This window comes from uncultured Campylobacter sp. (assembly GCF_937973075.1).
Lineage (GTDB): Bacteria > Campylobacterota > Campylobacteria > Campylobacterales > Campylobacteraceae > Campylobacter_B.
The window spans coordinates 1-17,659 of record NZ_CALBWL010000051.1; the positions used below are offsets into that span (position 1 = coordinate 1).

Annotated in this window: 19 protein-coding genes; 13 read left to right on the forward strand and 6 right to left on the reverse strand. The window is 46.8% G+C overall.

Annotated features, from left to right (window positions below; genetic code table 11):
* The first annotated feature begins 133 nt into the window (after positions 1-133).
* The 5 genes from Q0274_RS06540 to Q0274_RS06560 all read left to right on the forward strand — a co-directional run bounded on the left by Q0274_RS06540 (position 134) and on the right by Q0274_RS06560 (position 5,289).
* A complete protein-coding gene (locus Q0274_RS06540) occupies positions 134-343 on the forward strand; it encodes a hypothetical protein (protein WP_298028420.1) in 210 nt (69 codons plus the stop codon).
* A 228-nt stretch (positions 344-571) separates the two neighbouring features.
* Positions 572-1,255 carry a hypothetical protein gene (locus Q0274_RS06545; protein WP_298028421.1) on the forward strand — a complete coding sequence of 228 codons (684 nt, stop codon included), beginning with the start codon at positions 572-574 and terminating at the stop codon, positions 1,253-1,255.
* A gap of 119 nt (positions 1,256-1,374) precedes the next feature.
* Positions 1,375-2,115 carry a sulfite exporter TauE/SafE family protein gene (locus Q0274_RS06550; protein ID WP_298028422.1) on the forward strand — a complete coding sequence of 247 codons (741 nt, stop codon included), beginning with the start codon at positions 1,375-1,377 and terminating at the stop codon, positions 2,113-2,115.
* Between the two features lie 90 nt (positions 2,116-2,205).
* A complete protein-coding gene (locus tag Q0274_RS06555) occupies positions 2,206-3,837 on the forward strand; it encodes a DUF6138 family protein (RefSeq protein ID WP_298028423.1) in 1,632 nt (543 codons plus the stop codon).
* A 642-nt stretch (positions 3,838-4,479) separates the two neighbouring features.
* Positions 4,480-5,289: a hypothetical protein gene (locus Q0274_RS06560; RefSeq protein WP_298028424.1), complete on the forward strand. Its 810-nt coding sequence runs from the start codon at positions 4,480-4,482 to the stop codon at positions 5,287-5,289.
* 80 nt (positions 5,290-5,369) lie between these two features.
* On the opposite strand, the gene Q0274_RS06565 is transcribed toward Q0274_RS06560, so the two are convergent.
* The 3 genes from Q0274_RS06565 to Q0274_RS06575 form a co-directional block, all read right to left on the reverse strand.
* A complete protein-coding gene (locus Q0274_RS06565; RefSeq protein WP_298028425.1) occupies positions 5,370-6,317 on the reverse strand; it encodes a hypothetical protein in 948 nt (315 codons plus the stop codon).
* Positions 6,318-7,289: 972 nt separating this feature from the next.
* Entirely contained in the window at positions 7,290-8,342 is a 1,053-nt protein-coding gene (locus Q0274_RS06570; protein WP_298028426.1) for a HAMP domain-containing sensor histidine kinase, read from the reverse strand.
* Entirely contained in the window at positions 8,339-9,019 is a 681-nt protein-coding gene (locus tag Q0274_RS06575; protein WP_298028427.1) for a response regulator transcription factor, read from the reverse strand. The genes Q0274_RS06570 and Q0274_RS06575 overlap by 4 nt, the downstream gene beginning before the upstream one ends.
* Before the next feature lie 98 nt (positions 9,020-9,117).
* Between Q0274_RS06575 and Q0274_RS06580 the strand changes: the two genes are divergently transcribed.
* The 8 genes from Q0274_RS06580 to Q0274_RS06615 all read left to right on the forward strand — a co-directional run bounded on the left by Q0274_RS06580 (position 9,118) and on the right by Q0274_RS06615 (position 13,785).
* Positions 9,118-9,795, forward strand: coding sequence for a CsgG/HfaB family protein (locus tag Q0274_RS06580; protein WP_298028428.1), 678 nt, complete (start codon positions 9,118-9,120; stop codon positions 9,793-9,795).
* 9 nt (positions 9,796-9,804) lie between these two features.
* Entirely contained in the window at positions 9,805-10,299 is a 495-nt protein-coding gene (locus tag Q0274_RS06585) for a DUF4810 domain-containing protein (RefSeq protein WP_298028429.1), read from the forward strand.
* Positions 10,296-10,976: a DUF799 domain-containing protein gene (locus tag Q0274_RS06590; RefSeq protein WP_298028430.1), complete on the forward strand. Its 681-nt coding sequence runs from the start codon at positions 10,296-10,298 to the stop codon at positions 10,974-10,976. Before Q0274_RS06585 ends, Q0274_RS06590 begins: the two co-directional genes overlap by 4 nt.
* A 17-nt stretch (positions 10,977-10,993) precedes the next feature.
* Entirely contained in the window at positions 10,994-11,449 is a 456-nt protein-coding gene (locus tag Q0274_RS06595; RefSeq protein WP_298028431.1) for a DIP1984 family protein, read from the forward strand.
* Between the two features lie 421 nt (positions 11,450-11,870).
* The gene (locus tag Q0274_RS06600; protein ID WP_298028432.1) at positions 11,871-12,557 is read left to right on the forward strand and encodes a tyrosine-protein phosphatase; all 687 of its coding nucleotides are present in this window, start codon (positions 11,871-11,873) and stop codon (positions 12,555-12,557) included.
* 85 nt (positions 12,558-12,642) lie between these two features.
* The gene (locus Q0274_RS06605) at positions 12,643-12,780 is read left to right on the forward strand and encodes a hypothetical protein (protein WP_298028433.1); all 138 of its coding nucleotides are present in this window, start codon (positions 12,643-12,645) and stop codon (positions 12,778-12,780) included.
* A 322-nt stretch (positions 12,781-13,102) separates the two neighbouring features.
* Positions 13,103-13,513: a hypothetical protein gene (locus Q0274_RS06610; protein WP_298028434.1), complete on the forward strand. Its 411-nt coding sequence runs from the start codon at positions 13,103-13,105 to the stop codon at positions 13,511-13,513.
* The gene (locus tag Q0274_RS06615) at positions 13,510-13,785 is read left to right on the forward strand and encodes a hypothetical protein (protein ID WP_298028435.1); all 276 of its coding nucleotides are present in this window, start codon (positions 13,510-13,512) and stop codon (positions 13,783-13,785) included. The genes Q0274_RS06610 and Q0274_RS06615 overlap by 4 nt, the downstream gene beginning before the upstream one ends.
* A gap of 321 nt (positions 13,786-14,106) precedes the next feature.
* Here Q0274_RS06615 and Q0274_RS06620 read toward each other — a convergent pair whose 3' ends face one another.
* The 3 genes from Q0274_RS06620 to Q0274_RS06630 all read right to left on the reverse strand — a co-directional run bounded on the left by Q0274_RS06620 (position 14,107) and on the right by Q0274_RS06630 (position 17,428).
* Positions 14,107-14,367, reverse strand: a complete 261-nt coding sequence (locus Q0274_RS06620) for a hypothetical protein (protein WP_298028436.1) — start codon at positions 14,365-14,367, stop codon at positions 14,107-14,109.
* Between the two features lie 905 nt (positions 14,368-15,272).
* A complete protein-coding gene (locus tag Q0274_RS06625) occupies positions 15,273-15,800 on the reverse strand; it encodes an NAD(P)H-dependent oxidoreductase (protein ID WP_298028437.1) in 528 nt (175 codons plus the stop codon).
* A 284-nt stretch (positions 15,801-16,084) separates the two neighbouring features.
* On the reverse strand, positions 16,085-17,428 hold the full coding sequence (locus tag Q0274_RS06630) for an anaerobic C4-dicarboxylate transporter (protein WP_298028438.1): 1,344 nt from the start codon (positions 17,426-17,428) through the stop codon (positions 16,085-16,087).
* Between the last annotated feature and the right edge of the window lie 231 nt (positions 17,429-17,659).

Here is a 17,659-nt window from a genome sequence, read left to right on the forward strand (position 1 = left end):
CTCTTGATAGAAGCAAAATTCTGGGGAGTAAATTTTGAATGATAGCCAGCGGCACCGCGCTGGCGAGCAAATTTGAGCGGTCCGCTCGTCCGGGCGGTTTGGCTGTCCGCATTGGATAAAATTTAAGGCGCTAGTGGAATTTAAAGGTTGTGAAATTTCAAATACTCGCGGAATTTCGGATTTTTGTGGGATTTTAAAACCTCGCGAAATTTTAAATATCGCGAAATTTAAATACCTCGAAATTTTAAACGCTAGTAAAATTTCACGCCCTTGTGCGCGAGCATTAAAGGCGGCGCGGTATCGCAAGTATTCGCAGAGTGCCGAAACTGCGAGTAAATTTTAAAAAATTCGCAAAGCAAGATTTAAAATTTCGGCGCTGGTACATAGCGCTTATAGGCTGCGCTTAACGGTTGTCGATTTGCCGCCAAATGATTGAGCTTGCCGTTTATCGGTCAAATTTTGCCGCCATGCGAGGCAAAATTGATTCGGTTCGCATTAAATTCAGGAAGCGCGAGCTGTTGGCGGCAGCGTAAAATTTAACCCGCCCGCATAAAATTTTAAGGAGCGCACGATGGCAAATGCCGTAAATTCCGCGCAGTACCAAGCGCGCATCAAGCAGGCGGAAGCTCTTTTCGAGGGGCAAAATTTTACCCAGTGCCAAACGATAAATTTAAGCGGCGGATATGAGATCGTAAAGGACGCATATAGGCTCGGCGCGACAAGCTTTAGCGGCGGCGAATACACGCCGTTTGATACTCACAAAACGCAGATAAAAAGCTGGCGCTGTATAGACGATAGGGCGGAATTTTTTAGCCTGATCCGCCACGCAGACGGCAAATTTTACCTCGTCTTTCTCCAAGATCTATACGGCTACAGCGTGCTTGAACTGGATCGCGGGCGGATTATGCGCTTCGTGCCGGACGCCTGGACGCTCGGCAAGGAGAGCTTCATTTGGGGCGGCGTGCACTATCTGCGGGACTGGGACGCGCTGGCGGTGAGCGGCTGCTACTGGGGCGCTCCAAACGGCGTGCATTTGGTGAGCTTTGCCGAGCCGATGAGCGAAGAGCAGAGATATGTCGATGTTTTAGACTGCATGCAGAGCGGTTGCGACATCTACGAGCAGGCTGATTTTGCGGGCTTTGAGGGTAATGAACTGAGCTTAAAATGCTTTCGTGCGGACGCCTTGCGATATGAAAAAGTAAAAATTTCGCGCGAGCGCTACCGCGAATGGATGTGCGAAGCAAAACGGCTATAAGGCTTAAATTTGCTAAATTTCGCGCTTAAATTTCAAGGCTTGCAAAACGGTAAATTTTAATGACGAGCCGGAAAAAGCGAAATTCAGCGAGATCAAAGGGGCTGAAATAAGGAATACGGATGTTTTTTGAATACATTTTAATCGGCGTTGCGGTAGGCTTTATCAGCGGGTTTTTCGGTATCGGCGGCGGCACGGTCGTGGTGCCCGTGATGATGCTCTTCGGCTACGATGTCAAATACGCCATCGGCATCAGCATCATGCAGATGATTTTTAGCTCGATCTTTGGCTCGTTCGTAAATTTTAAAAGCAAAATGCTAGACATCGCGCCCGCGCTGGTGCTTGGGCTCGGAGGCTTTTGCGGCGCGCTTAGCAGCGGCTTTATCGTAAGCTATTTTTCGTCAAAATTTCTTCTGGGCACGCTTATTTTGGTGCAGATTATAAATTTAATCAAACTCTTCAAAACCCCGACCGAGCCCACGGGCGAGGCCAATGAATCCAAAATTTTACTATTTTTGGTCGGGCTGTTCGTCGGCGCCGTGGCGATCAGCGTGGGTATCGGCGGCGCGGTATTCGTGATGCCTATTTTGATCAGCTTTTTAAACTACGACATCAAAAAGGCCGTCAGCACGGGGCTATTTTTCGTGATATTTTCCTCAAGCGCGGGCTTTATTAGCCTCTCCGCGCATGGGCTCGTGTACTACGAAATCGGCGCGTTGCTCGGCGTCGGCTCACTAGCGGGCGTTTATGCGGGCGTCAAAACCTCGCACAAGATCGGCAAAAAAGCTCAAAAGCGCTGGATGATCGCACTTATCGTTACGATACTTTGTATCACGGTTAGGAAATTTTTGGCTTTGAGCTAGGTGCGCTTGCCGAATCGAAGCTAAAATTTAGATCTAAATTTAGTCGCGGCGCCTTGCCACAAATTTAACTTAAATTTAAAAGGACCATCAATGAACGAAGCTCAAATTTCGCTAGCGGGTAAAATTTCAGACGCGCTAAAGTGCCTGATCGCTAGCAAGCTCGGCTCGCAGTACAAGGGCGAGGCGCCGTATTCTGGCTGTCTGGTACAGGAGGGGTATTTTGATTTTTTGGGCGTGGAGTGCCGCGGATCACGCATCAGGCTCTACCTTCACGACTTCGGTGCGGACAGCTTTAGAGCCGATGCGCCCGAGATAGACGAGCTAGAGCGCGAGGAGTTTGAGGCCATCGTCCCACTTATCGCAAAGAGCGCGGAGGAGGAGTTTTTGGCTGAAGCAAATCTGCCGTTTTTTGCGTATAAGCTGGATCTAGCGGTCAAATTTGAAGGTGCGAGCGAAAGCTTGGCACAGCGTAGCTGCGAGCATAAATTTTACTTTGAAAACACTGTGCGAAAAGTAGGGCTAAAGCGCAAAATGGATGATTATATAGACGAGCTCATCATCCGCCGCGATAAAAAGATCAAAGACGGCCGCGAGATTTTCGTGTTTATGGACCGCATTTTTGATCTTTCGCTTATGGATTACGACGAAGCGGCGCTAACGGCGCTGCTTGAGCGAGTTATCGCCGCGGTGCAAGACGTCAAAAACAGGCGGCTTTTTGGGGATTTTATCATCGCGCTAGAGAATAATCTAAGGCGATGGAAAGAGGAGAAATTCCTGCCGAAATTTTACGATATTAGTGATGACCGCTGGAGCAAATATTACGAGCTTAAAAAGGATTTTACGCGGCAAAACGTGGATGCGGGCGAGCTTGCGTTTTTCGTGCGGGCGGCGTTTTGGAATATCAAATTTAAGCGCTATAGCTGGGATGTGAATCTTGCGCGCAAGGATTTGGAGTGTGCGGCGAAGATTTTCGGCTCGGCTCAGGCGCAAAGCTATCTGGACCAAGGCACGGGCGAGCTTGGCGAAGAGCTAGTAAAATTTAAAGACGCGGACGCGGAGTGCTTGGCAAACGACGTTTTCGCGCAGGTTCGAGTAAAAATCAAAAACGAAACGGCGGGCGCGTATAAAAAGGCGCTAAATTTCATCATAAAGCTGCTGCTAGCGGGCTTTCCCGCGAGCTACGCCGTAAAGCTTAGCTCCAAGGCGCAGAAAACTTATCTGCCGATCAAAGGCCTTGCACAGACGCAAACTCACCGCTTTTTCGCCGCCGCACTCGCGCACGGGCTCGACGAGGAGCTTAAGCTTTACGCGAACGAGGCGCTAAAGCACAAGTTTGAGTTCTACACCGACACGGACGGCGAAAAGTGCCTGATGAGCGGCAGCTACGCAGTTTTCGGCCTTGCGCTAAAGAGCGAAAAATACTTTGGTCTCGCGCGGCGCTACTTTGAGACGGTAGATGCCGAACACCAGAGCGCGCATATAAAATTTATCGAGGCATTTATCGATCGCTACGGCATTAGCGAGCGCAGTTTAGAGGTGATCGTTGCGGGGCTGCTGTCATATCAGGAGGATAAAATTTACAAGAGCTTAAAGGCACTAATGAGCGAGCCTGCGAACAAAACTCTATTTCTGTGCGCGATCTCGGGGTTGAGCGAGTATGAGAAGGAGAGCGCGGCGTATGCCGTGTGGGGTAAAAACTGGCAGAAAAATTTAAAAGGGTAAATTTGAGCACTATTTTATATTGGTTTTTGACCGAAATTCAAAGCGGGCAACGGTGCCTGATCGCTGTAAAATTTAGCAGACTTTTGAAAATTATAAAAATTTCGTTTAAGCGTAAAAAGCTTTGTTTCGGCTTAGGAACGGCATATCTGATTTTGTATTTGGCATTTGATTTCTTGCCGAAATTTTCATTTCATACACCTATTTTTAATATTTTTTACGATTTTATCTACTTTGTATTTAGAGTTTCCGTGCCGCTATTTTTAGTCTATTTTTGCATAGACAAAAGCAAGCTTTTATTTGCAAAAAATCAAAATTTAACGCCACAATTTATGATTATCGCCGCTGGTTGGTATTTATTGGCTTTTTATCAATTCAGTAGAGGATATTTTTACTATTTTTATATTGCATCGCCGATTTTATTCTTAATTTTTAAGGTTAGGAGTATAAATTTTATCCTCTTTCTCACGCTGATTTGCTTCGAGCTATTTTTTGATGCGTTTTACAATACGGGCGGCTTCTTAGCTTTTTTGCTATTTTTTATGTCGATTTTTATGTGGTTTTTGTATGATAAAATTTTACGAATTTTATCAAAATTCGGCTCAGCGAAATCGGCAGAGAAAAGATCAAAATAAAGGAGAAAAAATGGCGATAGACGGAGTAAAAATCATCGATAGCGACGACGGATACGATATCTATTTGACTATCACCGAGCGATACAAGGACGGCGAAGATGTTGAAACTATCCTGCAAGATGTTTTGGCGCAGGCGGAGAATTTCTGCACCGATGAGCTTTATAGCGAGATTTATTGGACGGCTCTGGCGTATTCGCTTTGGAAGATCGGATTTTTAAACGACGAAATCCGCGAAAAAGCCCTTGCCATCATAAAAAGCGGTGCAAGCGGGATGTGGAATAAGGTCTTTGACGGATCTCAAAAGAGCCGCCAAAAAGCGCTCGATAAATTAGCCGTTCAGCTAAAAAGCGAAAACCCAAGACCGCTTAAGCGAGCCAAAATTGCGAAACAAAAAACGCCGTATTTTGAGGAGGGCGACGTTTTGTCTATCCAGATGCAGCAGGGATATGGCGTTTGCTTTGTCTCGGCGGTAGATCAAACGCCTAGGAAGCTCGAGTATCATCTGGCCTGCACTAGACTGCTGCAAAAAGAGCCGCCCGGCATGGATGATTTTTTAAAAAGCAAGATCGCGAGCTCGAAAAACGGCGAGTTTCTTAGGGCGGACCGCTGGTTTAATCATAAGGATTTAAAGGAGCTGCTGCCTTATCTAAAAAAGATCGGAAAGGTAAAATTTGCCCCGTTTAAATTAGGCGAATTATCTCCCGCGAAAGAATTGGAAGATTTTTATAATAAAATCACGGCAGATCCCAAAATATGGGGCTTTAGGCTAATTAATACAGCCCGTTTCGTAGAAGCGGTGATCGAGGATGTGGATAGATAAAAGCGCCGCGTGGGAAATTTTAAAATTTGACCCTGGCGAAATTTCATAAATTTAGCCATTTGCGGCGAAATTTTATAAATTTAACTCTCCGCGCGCGCTTTGCTTGCTGAAATTTCATCGCCGCTTGTATTATTTAAAATTTCATCGCCGCTTGCGGCGTCTTTCGCAAGCGCTTTTTGAAATTCGTATTTGAAATAAAACGCCCACGCGAGCGGACAGAGGATTATTAAAATGACGGCTACGACTTCGGCGGCTTGCGCATGAAATATTACAAATAAGGCACCTATGTAGTTAAGAACATAGGCAAAACCCCAAAATACCGCGTTTGAGCGGTCGTTTGATATTTCGGTTGCGACCGAATAGATGCAAATGCAAATTAGCGAGGCAATTAAAAAGGCTTCAAGGACGCCTAGTTTTTGATAGTTTACGTCCGAAGCAAAATAACCCAGCGCGCAAGACGCTAAGATTATCGCGAATAAAATTTTACGTAAAATTTTAAGCGATTTGACTTCGGGCGAAGCATAGATTATATGCGCGCAAAGAGCTATAAAATAGGCACCTGCGACAAAATCGAAAAATATGTAATAAGCGAATTCTCCAAATATCCCCAAATCATAGCCGCTTCCTAAAATTTTTTCATCTATGACATATAGCGCGCCGAATTTCGCCGCTAAAAACGCAGCCGTAAGCAGGATCGGATGTAGTAGCGCTCTGCCTACAAGCAGGTCTGTGCAAATGCGCCTCAGGAAATTTATCAATCTTTTCACGCTAGGCTCCTTTGAGATTTCGCTTCTTGCGACGTCTTTCGTGAAATTTTCGCCCGTCTGGGTTGAGTTTAAATTTGATCTCAAATTCGGGATAAATTTTAGCTTGAGAGCTTTTAAAAATCGCTTAGCGGCAAAGGCATAAATTTGCGTGCTTGGAACAGGTCGCGTATTTTTGAAATTTGCGCGGTTCAAATCATTTCCTATCGCAAGCTGTTTTGCGGGCGAGCACATATTGCAAAAGGCGCGGATGAAATGGGGCATCAACTAGCTCGTCCGTCCGCTCGTAGTATTTAAAATTTTATTCGATTTTTAGTTGCGCAGCCGGCTTATCCGCGGCGAGGTTGCGTATAGCGAGGTTTGCGCGCGGCCGTCTTGCTTGCGGTATGGATTTGTATGTAGCGGGGTTTTGCGCGGCAGATTTATGCGTAGCGAGGTTTATGTGCGGCCAGGTTGCGCGCAGGCGGCGGGTGGATTAAAATTTTGATTTATCGTTAGTGAGGGTGCGCCCCTTTTCGCAGCGGATGCGAGGCAGGGCGCAAATTTTATAAATTTTCGGCGGATCGCCTAGCTCAAAGCGTAAAATTTTACGCACCTATAATCACAGCCGACAAAAGTCCCCATAAAATGGCCTCTATCGCTAGCACTGAATGAAGTACGGCCTTGCTCATCGCTTCTCCTTTGTTTTTAATTTCATTATTTGCCAGACTCGGACCGCTAGGGGCGTGTCCGATCGATCTATGAGCGGGATTATATAAGGTGATTGTGTTCTTAATGTGTCTTTTGCAATTTAGGACAAAATTTCTCCGTCCGTTGCAAAGCGCGAGCGAGTGGCGGCAGATTTCAGGCAAAATTCGACCGTCTGCGTTAAGGCGCGGCAAATTTAAGCGAGCCTGCCGCCCGCCGTAATGCGCGGTAAAGTCGTAAAGGGCGGCAAAGTCGCAACGCGCGGTAAATTTAAAGCAGAATTCCGACCTCGTCGCGCCGCGCGAGGCGTCCGCGGCAAATCGATATAAAATTTAAAGCAGAATTTTTTGTGAATGCGGCGCGCGACACACCCGCGCTTTTTTACGTCGTCAAAGCTTGTATCATTAGAGATTGCATCGGCCATGATTGTGCCGTCAGGGCCCGTATCGTCAAAGCTTGTATCGGCGTGGCTTGCGCCTGTGGGGCGAAATTTTACGGCGAGCTACGAATTGTAAGACGCGGCTCATCCGCACCGTCTTGATCTGAAATTTAAAGCGGGATTTTAACGCGCGCCTCGGTTCCGACGCCCGGTTCGCTTTCATATTCGATCTGTCCGCCTAAAAGATCAAGTGCCGTGCGTACGATGCTAAGCCCAAGCCCGCTGCCGAGCTCCTTATGCGATTCCTCGCATTGATAAAATCGGTCAAAAATTTTATCCAGCTTCTCGCGCGCGATGCCGATGCCTTCGTCTTTGATGCTCACCTGCGCAAAGCCATCGCAAGCGCAGCAACGGACGAAAATTTTACCGCTCGGCTGCGAGTATTTAAGCGCGTTTTCGGTCAAATTTCGCCAAATTTGATTTAACAGCCCCGCGTTTGATCGCACACTAAGCGGCGACAAATTTAGCTCAAACTCGCGCTCTCCGTAGCTTTGGTTCAGCGATATGATGCATTGCCTAAGCTGCTCGTCGATACGTACCGTCTCATCTAGGCGCACCGCCGCGCCGCTATCGAGTCTCGTCAGCTTTAGCATATCGGTGCAGAGCTTGCTTAAGCGGTTTGCTTCTGCGCCGATGGAGGCTGCATATCGCACCGCGCGCTCCTCGCTCACGCCGCCCTCTATCATCTCGCTTAACGCAGCGATCGAGGAGATCGGCGTTTTCATCTCGTGCGAGACGTTTGAGACGAATTCCTTTTGCAGCTGCTCGTGCTTTTGCAGCTTCTGCGCCATTTTATTGACGTTTACCACAAGCTCGTCCAGCTCGTGCATATAGACGTAATCGGTGCGGTACCTGTGTATCTTACGCTCGGCGCGCGCCTCAAAATCGCCGTTTGCGATCGCGGTGATCGCGCCTAGTAGCCGCTTGATCGGGCGAAATAAAATTTTAAGTCCGAAGTAAAGCAGAGTAAAATTTAGCGCCATCGTGATTAGACAGATGATCGCGCACAGCGCCACTCCGTCCCAAAAGCCGCCGATCTTGCCGCCGATACCGATGTAAAAAAGCATGCAAACCGCAAAGCAGACGATGAAATTTATCACGCCGAATGCGAGCGAGGAGTAAAACGCGATGAAGCTTTTGAGACTGATGAGGTATTTTTTCATACTCGCTCCTTTTTTACCGCTTTGTAGCCGAGCCCGCGCACGGTGATTATCTCAAAGTCCTTGGAGTTTTCAAATTTTGCTCGTAGCTTTTTGATGTGCGTATCTACGACGCGCTCGTCGCTGTCCGTTTCGTAGCCCCAAATTTCGCTCATTATCTCAAATCTCGTAAAAATTCTGCCTGCGTAGCTTAGCAGCAAAAACAAAAGACGAAATTCCTTCGGCGCCAGGCTTATCCGCTCGCCCGCCGCGCAGACGCTAAGCGTATCATAATCAAGCTCGCTTCCGCCTATGAGAAGCCGCTTTTCGTTCGCGATCTTTGCGCGCCTTAGCAGCGCATGCACGCGCAGCACGAGCTCTTTTAAATTTATCGGCTTGCTCATATAATCGTCCGCGCCGCTTTTAAAGCCCGTTTGCATATCCTCGATCTCACTTTTTGCCGTTATAATCAGTATCGGTTGGCTCTTGCCGTCGCGCCTAACGTATCTGCTAAGCTCAAAGCCGTCCATCTTAGGCATCATCACGTCCGAGATGATTAGATCGAAGTGCGCCTCATCCAGCGCTTCTGCCGCCTGCTTGCCATCGAAGGCGCAGCTCACGCTAAAGCCCTCATCAAGCAGCTTTTCCCTTATCGCCGAGCTCAAAATCTCGTCGTCTTCGACTAGTAAAATATTAAGCATCATCGCTCCCGTTTTGATAAATTTATGCGCTTAAATTTATACATAAAATTTTAAGAAACAATGAGATATTATACGTAAATTTTTTCAAGGAGTAAAGAATGAATTTCAAAAAAACAATATCGGTTGCCGTTATTGCGGCTTCGGTGCTGGCGCTATTTAGCGGATGCGCGAAAGAGAGCTCTCGCGTAGTGCAAACCCCTACGGTAGCAAGCATAAACACCAACTACTCTGGCGAGCGAATTGCCGTGTCGGTAGGACGCTTTAACAACCAATCCTCTTACAACAACGGCGTGTTCTCCGACGGCGAGGACAGACTGGGCAACCAAGCGCAGACAATTTTGATCTCAAGCTTACAGCAAACAGGACGTTTCTCGGTGCTTGACCGCACGAATATGCGCGCCATCAAAGAGGAAAGCGCAATCTCTAAAAGCGCACAAAATCTAAAAGGTGCCAGATACGTTATCACCGGCGACGTGACGGAATTTGGCCGCAAGACGACCGGAGATCATCAGCTGTTTGGAATTTTAGGCAAGGGAAAGACCCAAACCGCGTATTCTAAAGTAAATTTAAACATCGTTGACGTCAGAACGTCCGAGGTGGTCTTTTCGACTCAGGGCGCGGGCGAATACGAGCTATCAAACCGCGAAGTGCTAGGTTTCGGCGGCACTGCGGGCTATGATTCGACGCTAAACGGCAAGGTGTTAAGTCTGGCGATCATCGAAGCGGTCAATAATCTCGTAAACGGCCTTGAAAACGGCGCGTTTAAGCTAAGATAAGGATAAAATTTGAAAGCAGGTAGCGCTCTTGCGCTTGCCGCTGCGGCCGTGATCTTTTGCGGCTGCGGCGGCGGGGCGCGGAATCAAATTTATTACTGGGACGGCAGCTACACGGACTCGACCTATCAGTATCTAAAGCAGGAAGGCGACGTAGGCGAACAGATCGAAGTGCTTGAAAAATCTATCCAAAAGGCATACGAAAAAGGGCGTAAAGTCCCGCCGGGGCTTTATTCGCATCTGGGGCTTTTGTATCTAAGCGCGGGCAACGGCGCGAGGGCGAGAGAGAACTTTGAAAAAGAAGCTCAGGCTTTCCCTGAATCAAAGCCGTTTTTGACCTTCGTTACAAACCCCGCCGCGCTTAAAAAAGCTGAGGCTGCGACCAAGCCCGGCGCCGATAAAGCTCAAGGGCCAAGCGGACGCGAAGCCGCCAAAACGGCCTCTGCAAAGCAAGGTAAAGCTGCCGCGAAACAGGGCGGCAAAACGAATAAAAAGGCTAAAAAATGAAAAATAAAGCTCAAATAGCTATTTTTAGCGTATTCGTGGCGCTGTTTTTTAACGCGTGCGCTCTAAGCGAGCCTGAAATTTACGACTACTCGGCGCTTCAGCAGGCTAAGCCGAGATCGATTTTGGTGCTGATGCCTACAAACGAAACTACCGAAGTGGACGCAGGTGCTGCCGTGCTTGCCAATGCGATCTATCCGCTAAGCGAGGCGGGCTATTACGTATTTTCGCCCGCGCTCGTGCATGAGACCTTCAAAAATAACGGAATTTACGAGGCTAGCGACATCCAAAATGTCTCCGCGCACAAGCTAAGACAGATTTTCGGCGCAGACGCCGTGCTATACATGGATATCGTTAAATACGGCACTTCGTATATGCTGCTAAATAGCGTAAGCGTCGTGGCAGTCAATGCCAAGCTCGTGGATCTGCGAAGCGGCGCGACGCTCTGGGAGGGCTCGGCGCAGGTCAGCGATGACTCGGGCGGAGGCGGTAACAATCTCGTGGGTATGCTGATCTCCGCTGTCATTAAGCAGGTTGGTGATACGATCACCGATGCGGGATACAAGCTCTCTGCAAGTGCAGATGCGATGCTGCTGGCTCAAAACTGCAACAAATGCTTGCTCTACGGCCCGTATTCGCCACACTACGGTCAGGATAGACAGCTTGGCGGCGGAAAATAAATTTTAAAAGGACGAAAATGAAACTAGCCGAGGCGCTGATACTGCGCGCAGATATACAAAAACGCATCGAGCAGTTAAAATCAAGGCTCGCGGATAATGCAAAGGTGCAAGAGGGCGAGAATCCCAGCGAAGAACCAAAGGCGCTGCTAGCCGAGCTAGACGCGCTCACAAGCGAGCTTGAGCGGCTAATCGTTCGGATAAATTTAACCAACTGCACCGCAAAAGCGGACGACAAGAGCTTAACCGAGCTAATCGCCAAGCGCGACATACTCACGCTAAAAGCGGGCGTATTGCGGGCTTTCGCGCAAGCTTCCGCGCAAAAGGTGGATGTTTATTCGCGCAGCGAGATTAAAATTTTAAGCACGGTCGACGTTGCGGCGCTGCAAAAGCAGGTGGACGAGCTAGCTAGGCAGATCAGACAGCTTGATACGACGCTGCAAGGCGCGAACTGGCAGACCGATCTGATCGACTAAAGCGTCAAATTTAGCGGCGAAATTTGAAAGGATTTCGCGAAAAATAAAATTTCGGGTAAGTATCGCAAGAGGCGAGTACGAAACTCACCTGCGAAGCAGGTTTATGGCAGCGCTCGCGGAAACGGCGCACCCCTTTTACGATTTATTTTCAGTAAATTTACAAGGGCAATGTAACTACGCAATGTAACTACCGCGTACTGATCTAGCGATACCGAGGGCGGGAACGGGGAAATTTAAAACGAAATTTTGATTTTAACGGCGCGGTTTGCGGGCTCGCGGCGAAATTTAGCGGCGATCTGGGCGGATTTGACGCTCAAATTTTACGTTAAATTTAGACGCGCCTGCTATTTTGCATTTTGACCCGTCTGGCGTCAAATTTTTACAAAAATCATAAGATTTAGCCAAATTTAAAGGATGAAATTTGAAATTTAAAACCCTTGCGCTAGCAGCCGCGCTTTTCTTTGCAACCGGCATAAATGCAGAGCTTGCGATAGAAGCGAATTCCATAAATTTTAGAAAAACGAGCGGCGTGGAGCAAAATCTCGCGGACGCAAAAGACGCCAAATTTAAAGACGCGCATTTTAAAGATACAGATACCGCGGCGCACGGCGCAAGCTCAAACTCATCGCAAAAAGCAACCCTCATCGACGAAGCAAAAAATTTTTACCGCGTGGATGAGCTGCTGTTTCGCAGCGCTCAGCTTGACGGAGGTGATGCCGCGAAACTGCATGAGCTTGGCATCAAAAGCATTGTAAATCTGCGCCATTTTAGCAGAGGCGGCGACAGAAGGGCGTTTGGGGATCAATTTTGGCTCTCGAACAAGCCGCTTCAAAGCTGGGAGATAAAGCCCGCGCAGATCGCGGATGTTTTGCGCACCATTCGCGAGCGCCAAAAGGAGGGCGCCGTGCTCGTGCACTGCTATCACGGAGCCGATCGCACGGGCCTTGTGGTGGCGATGTACCGCGTGATCTATCAGGGCTGGAGCTTGGATGCCGCGCGCAGCGAGATGATAAACGGCGGATACGGCTTTCACTCGATGTGGCAGGATATCGTGGGCTTTTTGACGCCGCAAAACGAAGCGCTCGTAAGAGCCGAGCTTGGAATTTAGACGAAATTTGCCCGTCCGATCAGACGGCGGCAAAATTTGTAAATTTAATAATGACAAAATGCCGTTTATAACGAAATTTTAGAATATGGGCTATGTATATTTTCTGGGGCGAGGCTCGGGATACGCCAAAATAGGGGCAAAAAACGAGCTGCAAAGACGCGCGGAGTTTGAGCAAAAATTTGAGGCGTGCAAACAAAAGGCGCGGGAAATTTTAAATTTATAGGTATCGCTAAAATTTCACTCTTTGCGGCGAGCTAAATTTAAAACCGAAAATTTCTAAAAAATATAGCAAAGAGATTGCAAGATGTAAAATTTAAGTCGTAAAATTTTACGCATTTTTCTACTGAAAATTCTCATACCTTTTTTCAAATATGCGCTCACGCCTCTGCGTGCGTATCGCAACGAAAATCGGCTAAATTTTAAAAGTCCGATTTGCGCTTGCGGCGACGGGGCGCGTAAAACGCCGCAGATATTAGAAAAATATCCGTAAATTTAGCCGAAACGTAGTAAAATTCGAGCGGTAAATTAAGCAAAAGGAGCGATCGGTGGAAAATTTATTACTAGCGCAGCTGCGCGAGGCGCTACCGCAGGGCATGCGCGTGCCGAGCGAGACCCAGGCGCTTTATGCGTGGATCGAAGCAAACGGCTTTTATGACGACGCGGGCGGGCGCAGACGCGGCTATCTCTACCCGCAAGATCGGCTGCAACAGAGCTGGAGCGACGATGAGCGCGAGGGCGGCACGGACATCGTATTTTTCACGGATGAGCCGAAAAATCGCGACGAGGAGCTAAGGTATTGGTTTTACGGCGAGGATCGCGAGCTTGCCGCGGAGATCAAGCAGAGGCTTTGCGTGTTTGCAGGCAGCGGCTCGGAGGGCTCGATGTGCGCGCTGTGGCTGGATGATGCGGGCGAGACTAGACCCCGCACATGGGCTCCGGCTCGGGCTCGACCATGACCTGCGTTTTGGCTCATAGCGGGCTTGATTTTTTGCGATTGCTCGCGATCGGATACGATGAAATCTGCTGGGATGAGGATTTTAGCGCGCCGCCAAACAGCGAGGAGGACGATTTTTTCGTGCATCCAAACGTAAAATTTCAGCAGTGGCTTAAGGACACGTTTAAAACGACGATCCCGCAAACCGCGCTTGAGCTCGTCACGCCCGCGCATATGGACGACGAGAAGCCGAGCGATGAGTTTTTGATCTGGGTAAATTGCGTCGCAGGATAAAATTTAAAGCGGCTTTTTTGCGCCGCTTGATGAAGTATTGCGAGGTTTGCTTTCATAGGAAACCTTGTGAAATTTAAGCTTTTACTGCTAATTTAAAGAGCGTAAATTTAATGGATATCTTTTGATTAAAATTTTAATGGTAGCGGTATCCATTTGGAAAAGTATTAATCATCTATTACTGCTTCTGCTACTTTTAAAATTTTTAATAAATCTGCCTGATAGAATTTAACTCTTTGCAGTGTGGCGGTAGAATTTTGCTGCTATTTGAAATAAGACGTGATAGAAAAGTTGGCACGTTTTTAAGAATCCAAATAAATTTAGCTAAATTCCGCGTGGATGGGTTATATCAAAGCATGGAAGTTCTGTTGGTTTATTAGCAAAGAACTGATTGAGACTAAATTCTAAATCAGAAAAAACAAGGCTAAAAGCTTTTCGGTAGTTTTGGCGATAGGTTGTCTTTAATGTCGTATCAGAGAAAATTGTGACTGCAGCGACGTAGGCAGCGCGCGCAGAGCAAAAAAAATGGCGCGCATTAGTATATCGGCGTAGCGCTTTAGGCTTCGTATGAAAGATAGCATCCAAACAATCCTTCTGTCAAATATCCGCATAAATTACGGCGGATTTTTATCTAGGGTATGGGGGTGAGCTACAAGGCGTATCCAGCAAATACGTCTTTGCAGCTAGCTGCATGCAGGCATTTAAAAGACGGAAAGTAAAAGCAAACAAGTTAAAATCTGAAAGTATTAATAGCTGCGCAATAGGCAAATTGCGCTCAGTGGCGAAGTGAGCGCAAACTTTTGGCAGCTTTAAGCTATCTGCACGCGCACAGGGTAGCAAGTGCTACTTTACTTTAAATCTCTTTTTGGATCTTGGAATTTGCACGCTCAGAGCAGAAAGCACTAAGCAGCTAGGCGCGGAGATATCGTATTTTGCACCGCTTTCGCAATAGTTCTCTTTTATACCTGCTGGCTGATGCGTTTCTAGCAAGACGAGTGATTGTTGTTTTGACATTAATGAGGATGAGCTTGGCGGGCGCATAGACAGCATATACAAGCTCAGTAGCGGTAAGCACGTAGTTCGCAGCGTTTTATGATTAGCGGAGAGTTTGAGCTGAGTGCTGTGGCGGATATTCATAGTTTTTTTAACGTCTTGTGGAAATTTAAGACGAGTGTTATTGCGAGCGGGTGCAAATTTTTAGGTAAAATTTTATGCTTATTGATTTTTATATGGCTGTACTAAAGCATGCTTCATACGTCAATTTCTTATAAATTTTTAACGTAAACTTTTTGCCCATTTAGGGGGAGAGGAGAAGGGAGTAAAATTTTTCGATCAAAAGGGCGTGGGATTATGTCAGCAGGCTGCGTGTGCAACGCGAAAATAGCAATGCAGGAAGCGTATCGAGTAGTGCGGATAAAAAGACGATCTTCATCCGTCACTTTTTAAAATAAAATTTTGCGACTAAAAAGGCGATTGTGCCTTTGTAAATTTTAAAATTTTAGTAAAAATTCTTCGTATTTTTCTGCACTTTTTGCGATATATTCGCTATCTGGATGAAATGAAAATCCATAGCCGAAGTGGCACGGCAGCAGCTTAGCGCCCGTAAAATTCATCGCGCATTTAAAAGGTATGATAACTTCCTCTATGCCAAATCCGATCGTGCCGTCTTTTTTATAGTTATTTTGCTCATCGCCGATAGTGATCGCTAGGGCAAATTCTTTGCCTTTCAGCTTGCCGCCGGTGCTGCCGTAAGCCCAGCCGTAGGCGAATACATCGTCGAACCATTGCTTTAAAAGTGGCGGATAGCTGTACCAATAAAGTGGAAACTGAATGATAATTTTATCGTGGCTTAAAAGTAACTCCTGCTCGCGCGCAACATCGATTTTGCCGTTCGGATAAGTAGCGTAAATTTCGTGAATATCAAATTTATCCGCTTGCTTTTTGGCTACCTCGCGCCACGCCTTGTTTGCGTGTGAGCTTGCCATATCGGGATGAGCGATGATGATGAGATTTTTCATATTTTCTCCTTGTTTTGAATTTCTTACATTATATGTTTTTTGGCTGAAATTTTGATTTATCATCTAGCATAATATGGATATGAAATTTCAAATAAAATTTTACTTCCACTCAAATACTACTGGAAGGCTTATAGTTTTTTGCATGCGATTAGAAGTTAAATTTTATAAGCAAATATGGCAAACCCCAAAATCGATAGAATTTTATCTATTAAATTGTATTAAAAATTTTAAATGGTATGAAAAATGCGCCGAAAAATTCGGCGCAAATGAAAGGAATACTAATCTTAGATTAGCGCAGGAGCTACTAAAAATCCTAGAGCGACCGAAATCGCAACCATAATGGTTCCCGGAAGGAAAAACGAGTGGTTAAATACAAATTTACCGACTCTAGTCGTTCCGGTATCGTCCATGGCGATCGCGCCGAGCGTCGTAGGATAAGTAGGGAGCACGAACAAGCCTGAAACGGCTGCGAACGATGCGACTAAGATCCAAATTTGACCTGAATTTTCAGGGCTAGTCATTCCAAGCGCGGCAGCAACGGCAGGCATCATAACCTTTGTGGTTGCAGCCTGCGAGTATAGCAAGCAGCTTAAGAAGTATAGCGCGACGGCTAGTACGAAAGGATACTGCGTAACGACGTTTTTAGCTACCTCTTTGATACTGTCAATATGTCCGTTAACAAAAGTAGTACCGAGCCATGCTATACCGATGACGCAGATGCACGCATTCATACCGCTTTGGAAAGTGCTGGTAGAGAGCAGTTTGCCTGTATCGATCTTGCATAAAACAGCAATAAGAAAGCCGATGGTTAGCATAAAGCTGATGATCGCGCTATCTCTTGAAAGGATTGGTTTTTCTACCAGGCCGACGCTCTTTGAGATCGCAAGCGCATAGCAAACGACGATCAAAACGCCGATAGCGAATATCGCAACCGATCTTTTCGCATAAGGCTTCGGCTCTTTATACTCCTCGGCTTTGATCTCGGCTACAAGACCTTTTGAAAGTCTCTCTTTGTAAATAGGGTCTTTTGAAAGATCGAGATCGTAGAATTTATTTACGATGAAAGCCGTGATGATCATAGCTACGAAGGTAGTAGAGATGCAGATAAACAAAAGCTTAGGATAGCTAACGCCTAGCTTCTCGCACAAGCCGCTCATAGCGACGAACGCCGCTGAAATAGGGCTCGCAGTGATCGCTACCTGAGATGAAACGACCGAAAGCGCAAGAGGAGCGGAAGGTTTGATGTTCTGCGTCTTTGCGACCTCGACGATAACCGGGATCATAGAAAACGCAGTATGTCCGGTGCCCGCAAGTATCGTAAGTAGATAGGTAACGATAGGCGCTAGGAAGTTGATCTGCTTAGGATTTTTCCTTAAAATTTTAGATGCTACCTGCACCAAATAATCAAGTCCGCCTGCGACTTGCAGCGCCGTAATCGCGGAGATTACCGATGCGATAATTAGGATAACGTCAATCGGGATATCCTTCATATCGACCTTCATGCCCAAAATGGCTAGGACGACAACGCCCAAGCCGCCTGCATAACCGACGCCCATGCCGCCTAGCTTAACGCCTAGGTAGATGCCGCCTAGCAAAACGATAAATTGCAATATCACCATAAAGTCCATTGCAAAACTCCTTATAAAGTAATTTTTTTAACGGCGCGCAGAATTCTAAAGATTTCAGCAGGTAAAATCCGAATTATCTTTATAATTCAGTGGTCGGAATTCTATGCGGAATTTTATCCTAAAATTTCGCAAGTGGAATTTTACTCCACGGAAGCTAAATCTAACTTGATGAAATTCTGCATCTACGGAATTCTGCACGATCGATCTTATCTATTTTGAATTCTACTTTGC

Coding starts and splice junctions, on each gene's coding strand:
- Q0274_RS06545 (WP_298028421.1), top strand. CDS start 572: ATGGCAAATGCCGTAAATTCCGCGCAGTACCAAGCGCGCATCAAGCAG.
- Q0274_RS06550 (WP_298028422.1), top strand. CDS start 1,375: ATGTTTTTTGAATACATTTTAATCGGCGTTGCGGTAGGCTTTATCAGC.
- Q0274_RS06555 (WP_298028423.1), top strand. CDS start 2,206: ATGAACGAAGCTCAAATTTCGCTAGCGGGTAAAATTTCAGACGCGCTA.
- Q0274_RS06560 (WP_298028424.1), top strand. CDS start 4,480: ATGGCGATAGACGGAGTAAAAATCATCGATAGCGACGACGGATACGAT.
- Q0274_RS06565 (WP_298028425.1), bottom strand. CDS start 6,317: ATGCCCCATTTCATCCGCGCCTTTTGCAATATGTGCTCGCCCGCAAAA.
- Q0274_RS06570 (WP_298028426.1), bottom strand. CDS start 8,342: ATGAAAAAATACCTCATCAGTCTCAAAAGCTTCATCGCGTTTTACTCC.
- Q0274_RS06575 (WP_298028427.1), bottom strand. CDS start 9,019: ATGCTTAATATTTTACTAGTCGAAGACGACGAGATTTTGAGCTCGGCG.
- Q0274_RS06580 (WP_298028428.1), top strand. CDS start 9,118: ATGAATTTCAAAAAAACAATATCGGTTGCCGTTATTGCGGCTTCGGTG.
- Q0274_RS06590 (WP_298028430.1), top strand. CDS start 10,296: ATGAAAAATAAAGCTCAAATAGCTATTTTTAGCGTATTCGTGGCGCTG.
- Q0274_RS06595 (WP_298028431.1), top strand. CDS start 10,994: ATGAAACTAGCCGAGGCGCTGATACTGCGCGCAGATATACAAAAACGC.
- Q0274_RS06605 (WP_298028433.1), top strand. CDS start 12,643: ATGGGCTATGTATATTTTCTGGGGCGAGGCTCGGGATACGCCAAAATA.
- Q0274_RS06615 (WP_298028435.1), top strand. CDS start 13,510: ATGACCTGCGTTTTGGCTCATAGCGGGCTTGATTTTTTGCGATTGCTC.
- Q0274_RS06625 (WP_298028437.1), bottom strand. CDS start 15,800: ATGAAAAATCTCATCATCATCGCTCATCCCGATATGGCAAGCTCACAC.
- Q0274_RS06630 (WP_298028438.1), bottom strand. CDS start 17,428: ATGGACTTTATGGTGATATTGCAATTTATCGTTTTGCTAGGCGGCATC.